This is a genomic window from Devosia sp. ZW T5_3 (assembly GCF_044987315.1).
Lineage (GTDB): Bacteria > Pseudomonadota > Alphaproteobacteria > Rhizobiales > Devosiaceae > Devosia.
In genome coordinates, this window is record NZ_JBJDRE010000007.1 from 131,415 (window position 1) to 147,117 (window position 15,703).

At 61.9% G+C, this 15,703-nt stretch carries 16 protein-coding genes and 1 pseudogene; 6 read left to right on the forward strand and 11 right to left on the reverse strand.

What is annotated here, in order from left to right:
* Nucleotides 1–145: 145 nt before the first annotated feature.
* The 4 genes from ACI3KW_RS10780 to dgcA all read left to right on the forward strand — a co-directional run bounded on the left by ACI3KW_RS10780 (nucleotide 146) and on the right by dgcA (nucleotide 4,572).
* A complete protein-coding gene (locus ACI3KW_RS10780) occupies nucleotides 146–1,645 on the forward strand; it encodes an ABC transporter substrate-binding protein (RefSeq protein ID WP_404848066.1) in 1,500 nt (499 codons plus the stop codon).
* Nucleotides 1,646–1,699: 54 nt separating this feature from the next.
* Entirely contained in the window at nucleotides 1,700–2,650 is a 951-nt protein-coding gene (locus ACI3KW_RS10785) for an ABC transporter permease (RefSeq protein WP_404848067.1), read from the forward strand.
* Entirely contained in the window at nucleotides 2,647–3,474 is an 828-nt protein-coding gene (locus ACI3KW_RS10790; RefSeq protein WP_404848068.1) for an ABC transporter permease, read from the forward strand. Before ACI3KW_RS10785 ends, ACI3KW_RS10790 begins: the two co-directional genes overlap by 4 nt.
* A gap of 108 nt (nucleotides 3,475–3,582) precedes the next feature.
* Nucleotides 3,583–4,572 carry an N-acetyl-D-Glu racemase DgcA gene (gene dgcA, locus ACI3KW_RS10795; RefSeq protein WP_404848069.1) on the forward strand — a complete coding sequence of 330 codons (990 nt, stop codon included), beginning with the start codon at nucleotides 3,583–3,585 and terminating at the stop codon, nucleotides 4,570–4,572.
* Here the strand turns inward: dgcA and ACI3KW_RS10800 are convergent.
* From ACI3KW_RS10800 to ACI3KW_RS10835, 8 genes and pseudogenes are all read right to left on the reverse strand, one after another.
* Nucleotides 4,569–5,456, reverse strand: coding sequence for a siderophore-interacting protein (locus ACI3KW_RS10800; protein ID WP_404848070.1), 888 nt, complete (start codon nucleotides 5,454–5,456; stop codon nucleotides 4,569–4,571). The genes dgcA and ACI3KW_RS10800 overlap by 4 nt on opposite strands.
* Before the next feature lie 58 nt (nucleotides 5,457–5,514).
* Nucleotides 5,515–6,867: an FAD/NAD(P)-binding protein gene (locus tag ACI3KW_RS10805; RefSeq protein ID WP_404848071.1), complete on the reverse strand. Its 1,353-nt coding sequence runs from the start codon at nucleotides 6,865–6,867 to the stop codon at nucleotides 5,515–5,517.
* Between the two features lie 20 nt (nucleotides 6,868–6,887).
* Entirely contained in the window at nucleotides 6,888–7,442 is a 555-nt protein-coding gene (locus tag ACI3KW_RS10810) for an RBBP9/YdeN family alpha/beta hydrolase (RefSeq protein ID WP_404848072.1), read from the reverse strand.
* A gap of 9 nt (nucleotides 7,443–7,451) precedes the next feature.
* Nucleotides 7,452–7,676, reverse strand: a complete 225-nt coding sequence (locus tag ACI3KW_RS10815; RefSeq protein ID WP_404848073.1) for a hypothetical protein — start codon at nucleotides 7,674–7,676, stop codon at nucleotides 7,452–7,454.
* A 105-nt stretch (nucleotides 7,677–7,781) separates the two neighbouring features.
* A complete protein-coding gene (locus ACI3KW_RS10820) occupies nucleotides 7,782–8,822 on the reverse strand; it encodes a sulfate ABC transporter substrate-binding protein (RefSeq protein WP_404848074.1) in 1,041 nt (346 codons plus the stop codon).
* 143 nt (nucleotides 8,823–8,965) lie between these two features.
* Nucleotides 8,966–10,024, reverse strand: a pseudogene (locus ACI3KW_RS10825) (glycosyltransferase family 2 protein); the annotation flags it as partial.
* A gap of 70 nt (nucleotides 10,025–10,094) precedes the next feature.
* On the reverse strand, nucleotides 10,095–10,973 hold the full coding sequence (locus tag ACI3KW_RS10830) for a hypothetical protein (protein ID WP_404848075.1): 879 nt from the start codon (nucleotides 10,971–10,973) through the stop codon (nucleotides 10,095–10,097).
* Nucleotides 10,934–11,155 carry a DUF6471 domain-containing protein gene (locus tag ACI3KW_RS10835; RefSeq protein WP_404848076.1) on the reverse strand — a complete coding sequence of 74 codons (222 nt, stop codon included), beginning with the start codon at nucleotides 11,153–11,155 and terminating at the stop codon, nucleotides 10,934–10,936. Before ACI3KW_RS10835 ends, ACI3KW_RS10830 begins: the two co-directional genes overlap by 40 nt.
* A gap of 105 nt (nucleotides 11,156–11,260) precedes the next feature.
* Between ACI3KW_RS10835 and ACI3KW_RS10840 the strand changes: the two genes are divergently transcribed.
* Entirely contained in the window at nucleotides 11,261–12,220 is a 960-nt protein-coding gene (locus ACI3KW_RS10840) for an IS1595 family transposase (RefSeq protein ID WP_404848077.1), read from the forward strand.
* A 33-nt stretch (nucleotides 12,221–12,253) separates the two neighbouring features.
* Nucleotides 12,254–12,649, forward strand: a complete 396-nt coding sequence (locus ACI3KW_RS10845; RefSeq protein ID WP_404848078.1) for a hypothetical protein — start codon at nucleotides 12,254–12,256, stop codon at nucleotides 12,647–12,649.
* Between the two features lie 231 nt (nucleotides 12,650–12,880).
* Here the strand turns inward: ACI3KW_RS10845 and ACI3KW_RS10850 are convergent, their stop codons facing one another.
* The 3 genes from ACI3KW_RS10850 to ACI3KW_RS10860 form a co-directional block, all read right to left on the reverse strand.
* Nucleotides 12,881–13,309, reverse strand: coding sequence for a hypothetical protein (locus tag ACI3KW_RS10850; RefSeq protein WP_404848079.1), 429 nt, complete (start codon nucleotides 13,307–13,309; stop codon nucleotides 12,881–12,883).
* Between the two features lie 15 nt (nucleotides 13,310–13,324).
* Nucleotides 13,325–14,164, reverse strand: a complete 840-nt coding sequence (locus ACI3KW_RS10855; protein ID WP_404848080.1) for a hypothetical protein — start codon at nucleotides 14,162–14,164, stop codon at nucleotides 13,325–13,327.
* 244 nt (nucleotides 14,165–14,408) lie between these two features.
* Nucleotides 14,409–15,410, reverse strand: a complete 1,002-nt coding sequence (locus tag ACI3KW_RS10860) for an Hsp33 family molecular chaperone (RefSeq protein ID WP_262169874.1) — start codon at nucleotides 15,408–15,410, stop codon at nucleotides 14,409–14,411.
* Between the last annotated feature and the right edge of the window lie 293 nt (nucleotides 15,411–15,703).

A 15,703-nucleotide genomic window follows, 5' to 3' on the forward strand; every position in this document is an offset into this window, starting at 1 on the left:
CCGGAAAGACAGGGATTTACGAGGTTTCGCGCTTACTAGCGCTTGACGAGTTAGTACCATAGCGTCACAAAAGTCCAGACTGGTTTTATATTGGACTTAGATTTTAAGTACCAATCGCGTCACTCATCGCTTCCTGGAGGGAACAATGTCGTTGAGAAAGACCCTGGCCACGCTTCTGGCCACTACGCTGCTGACGGGGATGGCGTCGGCGGCCACTCTGAATGTCGCGATCGATTCATCGCCGGCCGGGCTCGACCCGCATCTGATCACCGCATTCAATTCGGTAGTGATCGTGCAGTCCAATATCTATGAGGGGCTGACGGCCATCGACAAGAACCTTGCCGTGGTGCCAGGGCTGGCGGAAAGCTGGGAGATTTCGCCAGACGGGCTGAGCTATACATTCAAGTTGCGCAGCGGCGTCAAATTCCATGACGGTTCGGACATGGATGCCGAAGACGTTGCCGCCTCGATCCGCCGCGTGCAATCGGCGGCCGTTGCTTCCCCGCTGGCCAGCCGCGTGACCCCGATCACCGGCATTGAAGTTGTCGATCCGACGACGATCAAGTTCACGCTGGATGCGCCCTTTGCGCCGATCCTGACCTCGCTTTCGGGCATTGCCATTGTGCCGGCCGAGGTCGAAACCAATGTCGAGGGCCTGCAGCAGACCCCGATCGGCACCGGGCCGTTCAAGTTTGCCGAATGGCAGCCCAATGGCTTTATCGGGCTCACCAAGAACGAGGATTATTACCTCGCTGGCCTGCCCAAGCTCGATGGCGTGAAGTTCAATTTCGTGCCGGAATCGGCAACCCGCCAGGTGGGCGTCACCAGCGGGGAATATGACCTGCTGCCCGGCATCGATCCGGCCACGGCGCTGCAATTGCAGGGCCAGCCCAATGTGACGGTGCAGGAAACCCGCGACATCGCCTATACGCTGCTCGGCATGAATGTCAGCCGCGAGCCCTTCACCAATCCCAAGGTGCGCACGGCGATCAACATGCTGCTCAACCGGCAGGAAATCATCGACGCGGCTTTGTTCGGCTCGGGCGTTCCGGCCGGCCCGCTCTCGCCGGCCCTGGTCAATTGGGCCGTCGATCCCTCAACTTACGCCTGCTACACGCAGGACGTTGAAGGGGCCAAGGCGCTGCTGGCCGAGGCTGGGGTCACCACCCCGCTCAAGGTCAGCATGAATGTGCTGCCGCGCCAGGATACGCGCGACATCGCCCAGGTGGTGCAGCAGCAACTGGCGGCCGGCGGCATCGAAGTGAGCCTCGTCACCCAGGAAATCGGCGATTTCGTCCAATCCTGGAAGAATTCGGACTTCGACACCTTCATCTCCGCCAATGGCGGCAGCCCCGATCCGGACGAATATTTCTACCGCACCTTCCGCGGCGGCGGCTCGACCAATGTGTTCAAATATGACGACCCCGAAATCGACACGTGGCTCGATGAGGGTCGCGCCGAGACCGACCCGGCCGCCCGCAAGGCGATCTACGATCAGGTGCAGGCAAAACTCGCCTGTGACGGCCCGGCCGCACATATCGCCTATGGCACGCTCTACACCGCCGTCGCCAATGGCGTGGAAGGCTTTGAAATCTTCCCGAATGGGCGGCTGACCAGCCTGGTCAATACGACCAAGGCGGAATAGTCCCTCAAGCCGGCGCCCCAGCGGCGCCGGCCTTCTTCCTCAGGTTCCAAAAATATGGCGCAGCGCTTCTGGATCGGCCGGCTGATCGACCTTGGTGTCGTGCTGTTCGGCATTTCGATCGTCGTTTTCCTGATGATCCGGCTGATCCCGGGCGATGCCGTGACCATTGTGCTGGGCGCCAATACCGAGGTGACGCCCGAGCGCGTCGCCGCGCTGCGCAGCCGGCTGGGGCTCGATCTGCCCCTCTTCCAGCAATATGGGCAATGGATCTGGGGCATATTGCGGGGCGATTTCGGCACCTCGATCTGGACCGGGCGGCCGGTGCTGGACGAGATTGCCGCCAATATGTGGCCCACGATTGAATTGACCCTGCTGTCGATCCTGGTCGGCGCGGGCCTCTCCATTCCGCTGGGCGCTTTCATGGCGCAGGCACGCGGCAATGCCTCCGAAGTGGCGGTGCGCATCGGGGCGATTGCTGGGCTCACCATTCCCTCATTCTGGCTGGGGATCGTGTCGATTTTCCTCGTCTCCAAGCTGCTGCCCGGCGTGCAGGCGCTGGGCTATGTACCGTTCACCCAGGACCCCTTGGGCAATCTGCAGCGCATGGTGCTGCCGGTGATCGCGCTGTCGCTGCCCATGCTGGCGAACCTGTCGCGGCTGGTGCGCTCGGCCATGCTCGATGCCTTGAGCCAGGACTATATCCGCACCGCCAAGGCCAAGGGGGCCGATCGCCGGCGCATCATCTACAAGCATGCGCTGCGCAATGCGCTGATCCCCTTCATCACCAGTGTCGGTGTTTCGGCGGGATATCTGCTCGGCGGCGCCATTGTCATCGAGCAGGTGTTTGCCATTCCCGGACTGGGCCGGCTGGTGCTGGGTGCGATTTCCGAGCGTAATTATCCGCTGGTGCAGGCCTCCATTCTGGTGCTCACCGCCAGTTTCGTCATCGTCAATTTCCTGGTCGACCTGCTCTATGCCGTGATCGACCCCCGGGTGTCGAAATGATCGCCTCCATCCGCCGCAATAAGCTCCTCTCCTTTGCCGTGGCGCTGGTGGCGCTGCAGGTTCTGGGCGCTATTTTCGCGCCCGTCCTGGGCCTGCAGGACCCTTATGCGCAGGTCATCGTGCAACGCATGAAGGGCCCAAACCTGCTCAATTTCCTGGGCACCGACCAATTGGGCCGGGATGTGCTGTCGCGCATCGTCTATGGCTATCGCGCGTCGTTGCTGACCTGCGTGACCGCCGTGGTGCTGGCGCTGGTGCTGGGCGGCACGCTGGGCATGCTCGCCGCCTATTATCGCGGCTGGTTCGAGCGCATCGTCATGCGGCTGATGGATATCCTGTTCGCCTTTCCCATCATGCTCTTGGCCATTGGCGTCATCGCCATTCTGGGGCCGAGCGCCTGGAGCGCGGCGATTGCCATTGCCATTGTCTATGCGCCGATCTTTGCGCGGCTGCTGCGCGGGCCGGCTTTGGTCATTTGCGAGAGCGAATATGTCAACTGCGCCAAGGCTATCGGCGCTTCAGATTTCCGTATCATCTTCCTGCACCTGCTGCCCAACCTGGCTTCGGTCGTGCTGGTGCAGACGAGCCTGTTGCTGAGTGCGGCCATTCTGGTCGAGGCGTCGCTGTCCTTCCTCGGCCTCGGCTCGCAGCCGCCGATCCCCTCGCTGGGGCTGATGCTCTCCGAGGGCCGCAACTTCCTGCTGCTGGCACCATGGCCGGCGGTGTTCGCGGGCTTTGCGATCCTGTTCCTGTCGTTTGGCTTTAACCTCTTGGGTGATGCATTGCGCGACACGCTCGATCCGCGCCTGCGCAAGGCGAGTTGAACGCAGTAGACCTCATGGTGAGCCTGTCGAACCACGAGGTCGTGCCCGAGATATTGCCACGGCCTCGTCCTTCGACACGCTCAGGATGAGGTCTACTGGGGAGCCGTCATGACGACGAAACTGAACGTCTTTGCCGAGCAGTTTGCCATCGCCGGCACATTCACCATTTCGCGCGGCTCCAAGACTGTGGCCGACGTGGTGCGGGTCACCCTGACGCGCGATGGGCAGGTCGGCCAAGGCGAATGCGTACCTTATGCCCGCTATGGCGAGAGCATGGCGCAGACTGTCGCGGCCATCGAAGCACTGGCACCGGCCATCGCCAATGGGTTGGACCGGGCGGGGTTGCAGAGCGCGCTGCCCCCGGGCGCGGCGCGCAATGCCATCGATTGTGCGTTCTGGGAACTGGAGGCCAAGCTGGCCGGGGTCAGCGTTGCGGAACTGGCGGGCGTGAGCATGCCGGAAAGCATCGTCACCGCCTATACGATCAGCCTTGGAACGCCTGAGGCGATGGCTACAGCAGCGCGAGCGGCGCGTGATTATCCGCTGCTCAAACTCAAACTGGGTGGTGTGGGAGACCGGGAGCGGCTGGCGGCGGTGCGCGAAGCGGTGCCACAGGCGCGGCTGGTGGTGGATGCCAATGAGGCCTGGGTGCCGGATGATCTGGCGGCCAATTTGCTGGCCTGTCGCGCGGTGGGGATTGAGCTCGTGGAACAGCCCCTGCCCGCTGGTAACGATGCGGCGCTGGCAGATATAGAGCATCTGGTGCCGATCTGTGCCGATGAAAGCGCGCACGGGCTGGCCACTTTGGGCACGCTGGTCGGCCGCTATGACGCGGTCAATGTGAAGCTGGACAAGACGGGCGGGCTGACCGAGGCGCTCGACCTGGTTCGGGCGGGCAAGGCCAAAAATCTCAAGATCATGGTGGGGTGCATGGTGGCGACATCACTCTCCATGGCCCCGGCGGCATTGTTGGCCGGGCAGGCCGATTGGTGCGATCTCGATGGCGCGCTGCTGCTGGCGGCGGATCGGCCGGGCGGGTTCAAGTTTGCCGATGGAGTGATGCGGGCCGGGGGGATTTGGGGCGGACGCCCAGCCTAAAGCCCGTGCTTCTCCAGCGTCGCCTCATATTCATCCCGCACCTCTTCCGGGTCACGGCCCGAATGCCAGGCGGCGTCGATGCGAGCCTTTAGCGCCGGATCGAGCGCAGCGAATTTGGCTTCCCAGTCTTCGCCTTCGTGGATCCAATAGGCGACCAGCTCGTAGCGCTCAGCAGGCAGGCCCAGTTCCTTGCGAGCATATTTGCGGATGGCGCGGACGGTCTTCTGTTCGCCCGCCACCCAGAGATAGCCGGGCGCCTTGGGCATGGGCACGGCGCGGACCACGTCTTCAAGCCGGCTGGGCGCCACGCCATTGCCGCTGCCATGCAGCCACGTCACTGTCGCCTTGGGATGGCGCGGCAGATCCAATTCGTGGCTACCCTCCGCCACTTCGATAAAGGCGCGGGTTTCGATATGGGCCGGCGTCTGCTCCAGGAGCCGCGACAGTGCCGGCAGGCCGGTCGCGTCGGAAACCAGCAATTGCCAGCTCGTATCGGCGGGCGGGGTATAAAGCCCGCGCGGATTGTTGATGGTGATCACCTCACCCACTTGCGCCCGCTGCGCCCATTCGCTGGCGAGCCCGCCTTCATGGATGACGAAATCGATATCGATCTGGCCCTTGGCCGCATCGTGGCGGCGGATGGTGTAGGTGGAGCAGCGGATGGCGTCCTGCCCATCGGGATAGGTCCAGCGGCCATCTTCGCTGATCTCAGGCAAATGCAGCTTGCCGGTCTTTTCGTTGGGGAAGAAGAGGCGCAGATATTCGTCGCCAATGCCGGTGGTTTTCCACTCCGCCAGGCCCGGCCCGCCAAAGGTCAGCCGCAGCATGCCCGGCGAAAGCACCTGGCGGCCGACAAGCCTAGCCTCATGAAACATCCTGGTCATCGCGCACCCCTTCCGTCGTCAAGACCGGGTGCTATATATTATGACTTAGCTCGTCAAGTTAGTGCTGCGCCAGGATCTGCTTGGCAATGCCGGCGCATTGCACGCGAATGTCCGGCACGGCCTCGATTTCAAAGAACCGGCCCCGCGTCAGCGGTCCTACCGCCAGGAGATGGCGCGACGGCTTGCCATCGGCGTCGACCACGGCACAGTGCTCATCCACGTCGAGCCCGATATGCAGCACATCGGGCCTTGCCAGGCCGTTGGCCACCAATTCGCGCACCACGGGGTTGGAGCTGGCCGAGACATCGACGCTGACCCCACCGCAATCATAGACACGCGCCACATCCATAGTACGGCGTTCCTGGGTGCCGCGCGGACGGACAAAGGCGCGCACGCCACTGCCGCGCCGTTCCAGATCAAGGAATTCCCCGGCCACCAATTGCACCTGGCCGCGCGCCACCGCGCGGTCCATGCGCTCATGCAATTCGGGCGGCAGGCGGTGGCGATGGATATTCCACCACGGCCGCAGATGGCGCAGGAATTGCCGCCTGGTATGGGTGGACCAGCTTTGCCAGATGCGCTGATTGAACGGCCGCAGCCCATCGACGAGGCTCCGCCAATCGCCGCCATCACGCTCGATATCGTCGGCCAGGTCGCGGAACCAGCGCAGGAAATAGGGCAGGCTGCTGCCAAAGGGCACGTCGGCCGCGTCCATGCTGATGGGCGAAAGTTCGCGATGGCCCTTGGGCAGCAGGCCATTGCGCGACACCACAGTGATGGTGCCCTGATGCTCAGCATCGGCCAGCGAGAGCCAGGCATCCACCATGCTGAGGCCCGAACCCAGAATGATCACCTCGGCATTGGGATCGAGCGGGGTGTCGCGCTCCGAACCGACACGCACCGCAATGCCCTTGCCGCGGGCCGGCTGGGTTTCGTGGCCCACCGCCAACACGACCGTGCGGCTGATCAGGCTCGTGCCATTGGCCAGCACCGTTTCGACGCCGTTCTTGCCTTCATGCACGGCCACGGCTTCCTCGGACAGCACGATCAGCCGGCCCAGCTTGGATTGCCCGGCCTGGCGCAGCACATCCTCGAGATAGGCGCCATAGAGCCGGCGCGGCACGAAGACCCAGGAACCGCGCGCAGCCGGATAGCCGCGGGTCTGCAGCCAGCGCCAGAAATGCTCCGGGTCATCGGCGAAGGCGCTCATGCCGCGGGCCGGCACATTGACCTTGTGGTCGCGCTGATTGGCCGAATAGGCCACGCCCTGCCCGAATTCACCGCGCCGCTCGACCAGCGTCACGCGGATATCGGTTTCCGGGTCGCGCAGCAAATGGGCGGCCAGCAACACGCCGCTGGCGCCGCCGCCGATAATGGTCACCGATGGCCGGCCGTTCTGGTGATTACTCATATTCGCCCCTCCGCGAAAATTCAGGCTGTTGCCGGGCTGCGGCAATCAGCCAATCGGGCCGCCAGGGCGTATCCCGCCGGCCAGCGGCCGTAGCCGCTCGCAATATTGATGTGACCAGCATAACCCAGATCATGCAGCGGAGCGCCCCAGGCCGTAGCCAGATCGCGCGCCTTGTCGAACGGCATATAGATATCATCTCGGCTCGCCACCACGAGCGCGGGAAATGGCAATGCATCCTGCGGCATATCGCCGAATTCATAGCTTCGTTTGTGCAGGCCTTCGGTGCGGGTGATATCGGCCGGAGCCACCAGCAAGGCGCCCGCAACCAATGGAGCAACCCGGCTGCGCGCCAGCCGCGCCGTCAGCACGCTTCCCAGGCTATGCGCCACGATCAGCGCCTGCGGGTGGGCGATGACGGCCGCTTCGAGATTGGCCAGCCAGCGATCCGCCTCAGGGTTAGACCAATCGGCCTGTTCAACCAGAATGGCGTCGGGATGATCGCTGCGCCATTGGGCCTGCCAATGCTCGCCGTCCGAGCCGTGCAGGCCCGGCACGATCAGCGTGGTCGCGGACATGACCCCGCCTCAGAGATGGGGCGGCAGGCAGAAGCGCACGAAGCGCAATTCGTCGTCATCGACTTCATCGGCCGGTTCGGGCCGCTTGCCGGCGAGAAAATCGGCATCCATCTCCGACCGGCTGGGCAGGATGGCCGATGGTTCGCCGCCAAAGAACCCGGCCTTGAGCGGGGCATCGGCCGTGGCAACGCGCGGGCCGAAATCTGGATTCAAAATACCGAAGAAATGCACCATCGTCTTCACTCCTGAGTTGCGGTCCGTTCCAGCGGACCTGTGGCCTGGTCGGTGGTCTCGATTGGGCAGAGGCCGGCCCGCTCGACGCGGGCCGGAGCAGGCTGGTTACTGGGTCGGGCCGGCATAGATCTGGTCGAACACACCGCCATCGCCGAAGAATTCGGGTTGGGCTTTGCGCCAGCCGCCGAAGTCCTCGATGGTGACGAGATTCACCTCGCCAAAGCGGGCGATGTCCTCAGGGGCGGCGGCTTCGGGCTTGAACGGACGGTAGTAATTGGCCGCCGCAATGGCCTGGCCTTCGTCGGAATAGAGATATTCCAGATAGGCCGTGGCGACGTCGGTATTGCCCTTCTTTTCGGCATTGCCGACAACGAGAGCCACTGGCGGTTCGGCCAGGATGGAGACCGAGGGGGTGACGATGTCGAAGGCGTCGGGGCCGAGTTCCTCGAGAGCGAGGTAGGCTTCGTTTTCCCAGGCCAGGAGGACGTCACCAATGCCGCGCTGCACGAAGGTGGTGGTGGAACCACGGGCGCCGGTATCGAGCACGGGGACGTGCTTATAGAGATCGGTGATGTAGGCTTTGGCGGTTTCATCGCTGCCGCCGGGCTGCGCCTTGGCCCAGGCCCAACCGGCCAGCAGGTTCCAGCGAGCACCGCCCGAGGTTTTCGGATTGGGCGTGATGACTTCGACGCCATCCTTGGTCAGGTCGCCCCAGTCCTGGATACCCTTGGGGTTACCCTTGCGGACCAGGAAAACGATGGTCGAGGTATAGGGGGCGTTGTTGTTCTCAAACGTGCCCCGCCAGTTTTCCGGGATCAACGTCGGATCGGCGTCGGAGATGGCGTTGATGTCGCTTTCGAGCGCCAGGGTCACCACATCGGCTTCGAGACCATCGATGACGGTACGAGCCTGGGCGCCGGAGCCGCCATGGGTGGTCTGGACGGCCACGGTCTCGCCCTTGGTTTCTTGCCAATGGGCGATGAAGGCCTGGTTGAACTGCTGATAGAGCTCGCGTGTCGGATCGTAGCTCACATTGATGATGGTGCGGTCCTGGGCATGGGTGGTGACTGCAAAGCCTAGCGTGAGCGAAGCCGCCAGCGCGGCATAGGCCAGAAGTTTGGTCGCCTTGAATGTGGTGGCCTGCATCGGGCCCTCCCTGAGTTAAGTTCCCATATAAACCCTATCAGCTCAGTCGTGTTTTGCGAGGGCTGGGCTTTTCTCTGCGGCGGCAAACGGGAAAAATTATCGTGCGGCGAGCCGTGTTCGCGAAATATGGAGCGCGGGACGCCTTACTCGGCGATCGCCGGCACTTCTTCGGCGCCCGCCGGAACTTCGCTGCCCGACAGGGTGCGATTGACGCCGCGATGGGTGGTCTTGGCCCAGTCGAACGGGCTTCTGGCCAAAGCGTAAAGCGCCCGTATGGTCGCCCAGGCTACGAGCAACCAATAGAGCGGCAAGCTCAATTGGATAGCCAGCAGGGCAAATCGGCGCTGGCGGACCAGGCCCGCCATATTGACAACAATGGCCGAGCCGGAGCCGATGCCCAGCGCAATCAGGCAGGCCCAGGACCATAGCCCGTCGCTATCCATCAGCGGTTCGCCCAGTCCCAATCGCCCCAGCAGCAGCAGGATCAGCGCGCTATGCAGCAGCGGCGCCAGGATCATGCCAAGCACCAGCACCTCAAAAGCCAACATGCGGCGCCAGCCGAGATCGGCGAGCAATTGCAGCGGTCGGCGATTATGCACAATCAGGGTCTGCATCCAGCCCTTGATCCAGCGGGTGCGCTGCCCCATCCAGGTCGCCAGCGCGACCGGGGCTTCCTCCAGTGTGGCCAAGGCGATGACATCGACGCGGTGGCCGCGCCGGGCCAGCCGCACACCCAGATCGGCATCTTCGGTGACGTTGAACGCGTCCCAGCCACCTAAGGCGCGCAGGGTGGCCAGCCGGAAGTGGTTTGAGGTGCCGCCCAAGGGTGCCACCAGCCCCCATTTGGCCAAGGCGGGCAATAGAACGGTGAACAGGCCCGCATATTCGGCGGCGAACATGCCGGCCAGCCAATTCTCCCCGCCATTGTCGATCACCAATTGCGCCTGGATGCATTCGATATCCGGCGCATCGGCAAAGCGTTGCGCCACCAGCCAGAGCTGATCGGGCTCGGGCGTATCTTCGGCATCGTAAACCACGACCAGTTCGCCCTGGCAGAGCGGCAGGGCGAAATCGAGCGCCTTGGGCTTGGTGCGCGGCAAGGCATCGGGCACCGCCAGCAGCGAAAAGCGCGGATCGCCCAAGTGCCGCCGCACCGCCTCGAGCGTTGCCACCGAGCAATCCTCGACCACGAATTTGATGTCGAGCTTTTCCGGTGGATAGCGCCGGCCTTATGTATCAAACGCACCAAGCCGGTGGCGAATCGTGAGGCCGCTAAGCAAGCTCACGGTCGTAGTTCAGCAAATTGTTGCCGTACTGTTGGTATTGTGGGCCAGCGAAGGAGTGGCGGAAGCAAGCACACCGCTCGAACTTTCTGCTGGACACGTCTCGATACTCAACTCGCGCAACGAGGAAAATATAGGCGTCGCCGTTCAGGAACTGACTGACCTGCTCGCCCATCTGGGAGCGCCAAGCTTGATTATGGGCGTCTCCTTCGATGACTGGCAATTGCATGAGCGCAGGAATGTACCCCAGCAGCACAGCACTTCCCGCGTGTTCGGCGGTTGCACTCAGAACGATGCTGACAGAGTCATCTTGTGCCCAGTTGTGCTCTTTAAACGAGAACTCAGGAGCGAACTGGGTCCAAGTTTGTATCCGGGTGAGAATGGCCGGGGACGCCCCATAGTTCTTGATGGTGAAGTCCCACCGCAGAAGGTTATCAGCGCTAATGCGGTTGGTGGTGGCGTTTTCGACGAACACGTAGGGACGCTGGCCACGTTCTGCGATGGCGTTTGCCTGTTGGGCAGCTTCAGCAGCCTTTATGCCAGCGTCTGCCGTACGCCTGGTCTCCCCGAAAGTTCTGCGAACCTCGAAGATTGCCCAGAAGCTGGCCCCCGTAGCAAATGCGGCCAGTACAGCCATAGCCCACTGCGGGAACGGGTCTTCCCAAAAGCTGAAGTCGTCCGCGCTGGGTACAATTTGCGGGACATCGCCTTCGGCGTTTTCTTGTATGCTCTGCTTGCTGGTCTGGGGTGGCTCACGGTGGACCGAGTAACGCGCCCCCGTCTCGAAAAAGGCAATAAACACGATAGCGGCAAGAGTGAGCCCTAAAGCTATAAGCGCAGGTCGGTCGTCTCTATAGCTGCCAGACATTGCAGGAAGTACGCCGCCGTAAATTTGCCCCGAGAGAGCTTATTGCGCACGTTGGCCTCTTTCTCGTCAACGCCTATTGCTGCAAGCCTGTCTACGAGCTGGGCGTAGGTCACGCCCTTGCGCTTCAACTCAGCCTTCAGGAGGTTTGCTGCCTTTAGCTCATAGTCTGTTTTTTCAACCATGTAATCGCCCGCGATACAAAATGTATCGTAAATGATTACATAGGCCCTTGCATCCAGTACGTCAACGTACTATATCCGATACATAAGTATCGGAGACGATGACAAATGGCGCAGCATTTCCTTCTTTCGGCAGCGGCTCGCACCCTGTCCATCAAGGAAGTCTACAAGGGTGGCGAAGAAGCCGCCTATGAGACGTTCAAGTCCATTCGTTGGGCTGCGAACGAAGGCCACGCCGTTTGCCCGAAGTGCGGTTCGGTTGAGAGCTATGAAATCACCACCCGCCGCAAGTTCAAGTGCGCAGGTTGCCTGCATCAGTTCAGCGTCACCAGCGGCACCATCTTCGCCAGCCGCAAGATGGCGTTTGTCGATCTGCTGGCCGCGATCTGCATTTTCGTCAACGCTGTGAAGGGCCTTTCGGCCTTGCAGCTTAGCCGCGATTTGGATTGCCAGTACAAGACGGCATTCGTCCTGTCACACAAGCTGCGCGAAGCCCTTGCCGCCGAAGTCATTGGCCACACTCTGGACGGTGAGGTCGAAATCGACGGTGCTTACTTCGGTGGCTATATCCGCCCAACGAACCTCAAGGACGAACGGATTGACCGTCGCCTTGCCCGGCACCAGACCGGCACCCGGCGCGTCGTGGTGGCCCTTCGCCAGCGCAAAGGGCGTACCCTGACGTTCGTTCGCCCGACCGAAGCTCATGGCGTTGAGATTGCCTCACAGGTCGTCTCCCGCAAGTCGGTGATCTATGCCGACGAAGCCAGCCATTGGGACCGCCTGCACGAAGGTTGGACTACTGGCCGCATCAATCACAGCGAGGCTTACTCGCAGGACGGCGCCAACACCAATCAGGTCGAGAGCTTCTTTTCCCGCCTGCGCCGCATGGTCAACGGCCAGCACCACGGCGTTTCGCCCAAGTACCTGCACCAGTACAGCGCCCATGCCGCTTGGCTTGAGGATCATCGCCGCCGCTCGAATGGCGACAATGCCAATGCCGTAGTGGCGAACGTCATGGTGCATCCGGTCAGCCGGAATTGGGCTGGTTATTGGCAACGGGCGCAGTAAGCCCTAGTTTGTGCGACGTGTTCACGAGAGTAGATGTTGTCCCAACCGGTTAAACTCCAGCCACTTTTCCTTGGCGAGCTTCCCACTATCCAACTGAAGCAATTCGGGCTGATGCTTCCCGACGGGCAAGTGCTTATGTCTATCCCGGCCCAGAAACACGCGATCAAGAGCCACCCTGCTGAGTTCGATCTATGTCATCCGTACCTCTCGGAGGTCGTGGAAACGCCGTCACTGGTCGGGCAATCACCCCACCACGTGAATTCAGGATTCGAGCTAGTTAAAGAAATTGACGACCAAGGTCTGATCATTTTGGTCGCGGTGTGCATTAAGCCGACCAGCAGCGGTATCTACATGGCAACGAGCACATACCCAATCTCAGGCGTAACTATGAACAACCGAGTCAAAAAGGGTCATTTGATTTTTGTGTAACAAAAAACCCCGCTCTCGCGGGGCTCCTCGTGCGCATAGCCAGGATGCCAAATCCCTAGATCTCTTCACCTTGCGGCTACTGACCCTTGCGGGTGTGTGAGTAGGCCGTTCTCACCTCAGATGCGCCTAGTACGAACGAGTAGATACTATCTGCGTTCCGCTTGCGCAATGGTTAACATGTACACGGATACGCGATTTAATGTTCTGTTCCCTGCACGTTCTGTCTGTACGCTAAGCTAAACGCCACGTGATAACGTTCGCGTTCTTAGATGCGCGCTCTATGGCACTGCGTCGCTTCTCTTGCAATCGTAGCGCTTGCACAATCCGATACGCAATGGCCGTGCGCAGGTGTCTATCATCGCTGTCAAAACCCTTGGCAGCGATGACGTAGGCCGCAAGTTGGCGCGTATCCATCGGCCCTGCCTTCAACGCTTCTGCGCATAGCAAGCCAATTTCCCGGCGCTTGAACAGCCGGTTCACGTCCATCAGCACCGGATGAGCGCTTGTGGCGTCGGGCTTCTCAAACAGCACAATGGTCGCGTTGACGTTCGCCAACGCCCGCCGTGCCGCCTCTATCTCAGCCTCTAGGGTGACGATGTGCGCGGCCAGCCTATCGGCCTTGGTGCGCAGCGTGTTTATAACCTGTGGTGTGTCGCTCATAGATAGACAATAGCACTACAAGCGATTACAAACAGCTATTCCCTTGGTGCGTTTGATACATAAGGCCGGATAGCGCAAGGCGCCCAGCGCGCGGAACAATTGGGGCACCATATGGGCCTCGTCGCGCAGCGGCACCAGCACGCTATAGATGGGCAATTCGGCCGGATCAGGCGGATGTTTGGCCGACGGCCGAGGCGGATTGGACACGCCGAGCGCCGCCAGGCGGATAAAAGCCGGTCCCAGCAACAGCAAGGCCCAGACCGGCAAAAGCCAGACCTCGCCGGTATGCGGCGCCAGCAAGACCAAGCAGAACAAAGCCAGCGCCAGGCCGACAAAGATATTGCGCGCCGGCACGGTCAGTTCGAGTTGGGCGGCGGCATAGGGCCAGCGCCGGGTCAGGTTTTGCCTCGCGCCATCGACCAAAGCCGGCGCAGCCGCCCGCACCAGATAATCGCGCAGCGCGCTTTCAGGCACGAGGCAGAGCCGCCGGGCCAGATCGGGATTGTCGAGCCGCCGCGCCTGCAGCCGCAGCATGCCGAAGAAATCGGGGGCGCTGAAGGCAATTTCCGTGTCGAACAGGGTGACGCGGAACAAGCGGACTTCCGCCAGTGCTTCGAGCCGGGTCGGGGTCGTCTGGCCGCGCAAATGGATGGGCACCGTGTCGTAAAAGGCAAAGCCGGCCCAGCGCGCCGCGCGCTCCATGACGAGGGTTTCCCCGATCCCCAGGCTCGCGGCGCAATAGCGCAGCGGATCGACCTCGCGTTCCAGCGCCGTCTCGAGCACGCGCTGCGCCGTGGCCGCATCGGGACAATGCTCTGCCAGAACGGCCTGGATCAGGCTTTGGGCGGGCGACATGAGCTCAGCTCATCGGCGTTGCCACCCATAGTCCAAGCGTCTTCGTCGCGCGCATGTCATGCTTGTCGCGTTCACCTGGCACAGCCCCCTTTGCCCGGTCGATCCGCATAAATACTGACTAAATTTTAGCGGGTACGCAAGCCACCAGCTGCGCTAAGTTATTGTCAGATCAAAAAGAAACGGCCGCCAGATGGCGACCGTTCGAGTAAAGCGATTTACACTTACTGTTTAGCCGTGTTGCCGCTCAGTGCTTGGTCCCGAACTGGTTCGGATTGAAGTGGTAGGCGGTCGAGCAGAACTCGCAGACCACTTCGATTTCGCCATCGACCGCCATTTCTTCGCGATCTTCGGCGGTGAAGCTCGTCGCCAGCATATCCTCGATGCGGTCAGCCGAGCAGGTGCAGCGCTCGACCATGGGCAGGGGCGAAAACACCCGCACGCCCGTCTCGTGGTAGAGCCGGAACAGCAGCCGTTCGGGCGACAGGTCCGGGTCGGCCAGTTCGACGTCTTCGAGCGTGGTCAACAGGGCCTTGGCCTCGCTCCAGCCGTCGGATTCCTCGAAGTCGGGATCGGCAGTGTGCGGATTGTCGAAATTGCCGTCGCCGGGCAGGTCCGCCATTCTGGACAGGCCGTGCTCGGGCAAGTGCTGGATCAGCACGCCACCGGCGCGCCAATGGGGGCGATGATCGCCCTTTTGCTGGAATTCGGCCACCGCGATCCGCACCATGGTGGGGATCTGCTCGGACTGCATGAAATAGGTATGCGCCACCTCTTCAAGCGAATTGCCCTCGAGCGCGACGATGCCCTGATAGCGTTCGGTATGCGGGCCCTGATCGATGGTCATGGCCAGATGCCCCTTGCCGAGCAGGTCGGCGGGACGGGTCCTGCCCTCTTCGGCCGCCTTGACCAGCGCGTCATGATCGAAGCGCGCATAGCCGCGCAGCCCGTCGGGCGCGTCGAAATCGACCACGATCAGGTTGACCGGTCCATCGGTCTGCGTCTGCATGATGAAACGGCCCTCGAATTTGAGGGAGGAACCGATCAGCCCGGCCAGCACCACGGCTTCACCCAAGAGGCGCGCTACGGGGGCGGGGTAATTGTGGCGGGACAAAATCGTGTCCAGCGCATCGCCCAGGCGGACAGCGCGGCCGCGTGTGTCGAGCTTGTCGAGGGTGAACGGCACGACGGCGTCATCGCCAGTTTCCGGCCGGTCGAGCCCCAGGGCAGTCATCAGGTTCTCGGTCATTGCAGTCGAATCCGTCGTCATTCTTTTGGCTTTCGTGAGGCTAAACCCTCAAGGCGAAACGTTCTAGCGCATCACGCACAACAACAGTGTCATTCCCGGCGCGCGGGAACCTCTTATTCCGTTCAAGCAAAACGGAGGTCCCCACTTTCGCGCGGACGACACGGCGGTTGGTGGCACCGCAACTGCGATGAGCTTCTGGTTGGGACGAGCCGAAAATGGTGGTCTTCGAGAACCGGAGCGGAGCGTACATAGGTACGTGAGCGCCGGTTGCGCAGAAGACCGCCATTTGCAGG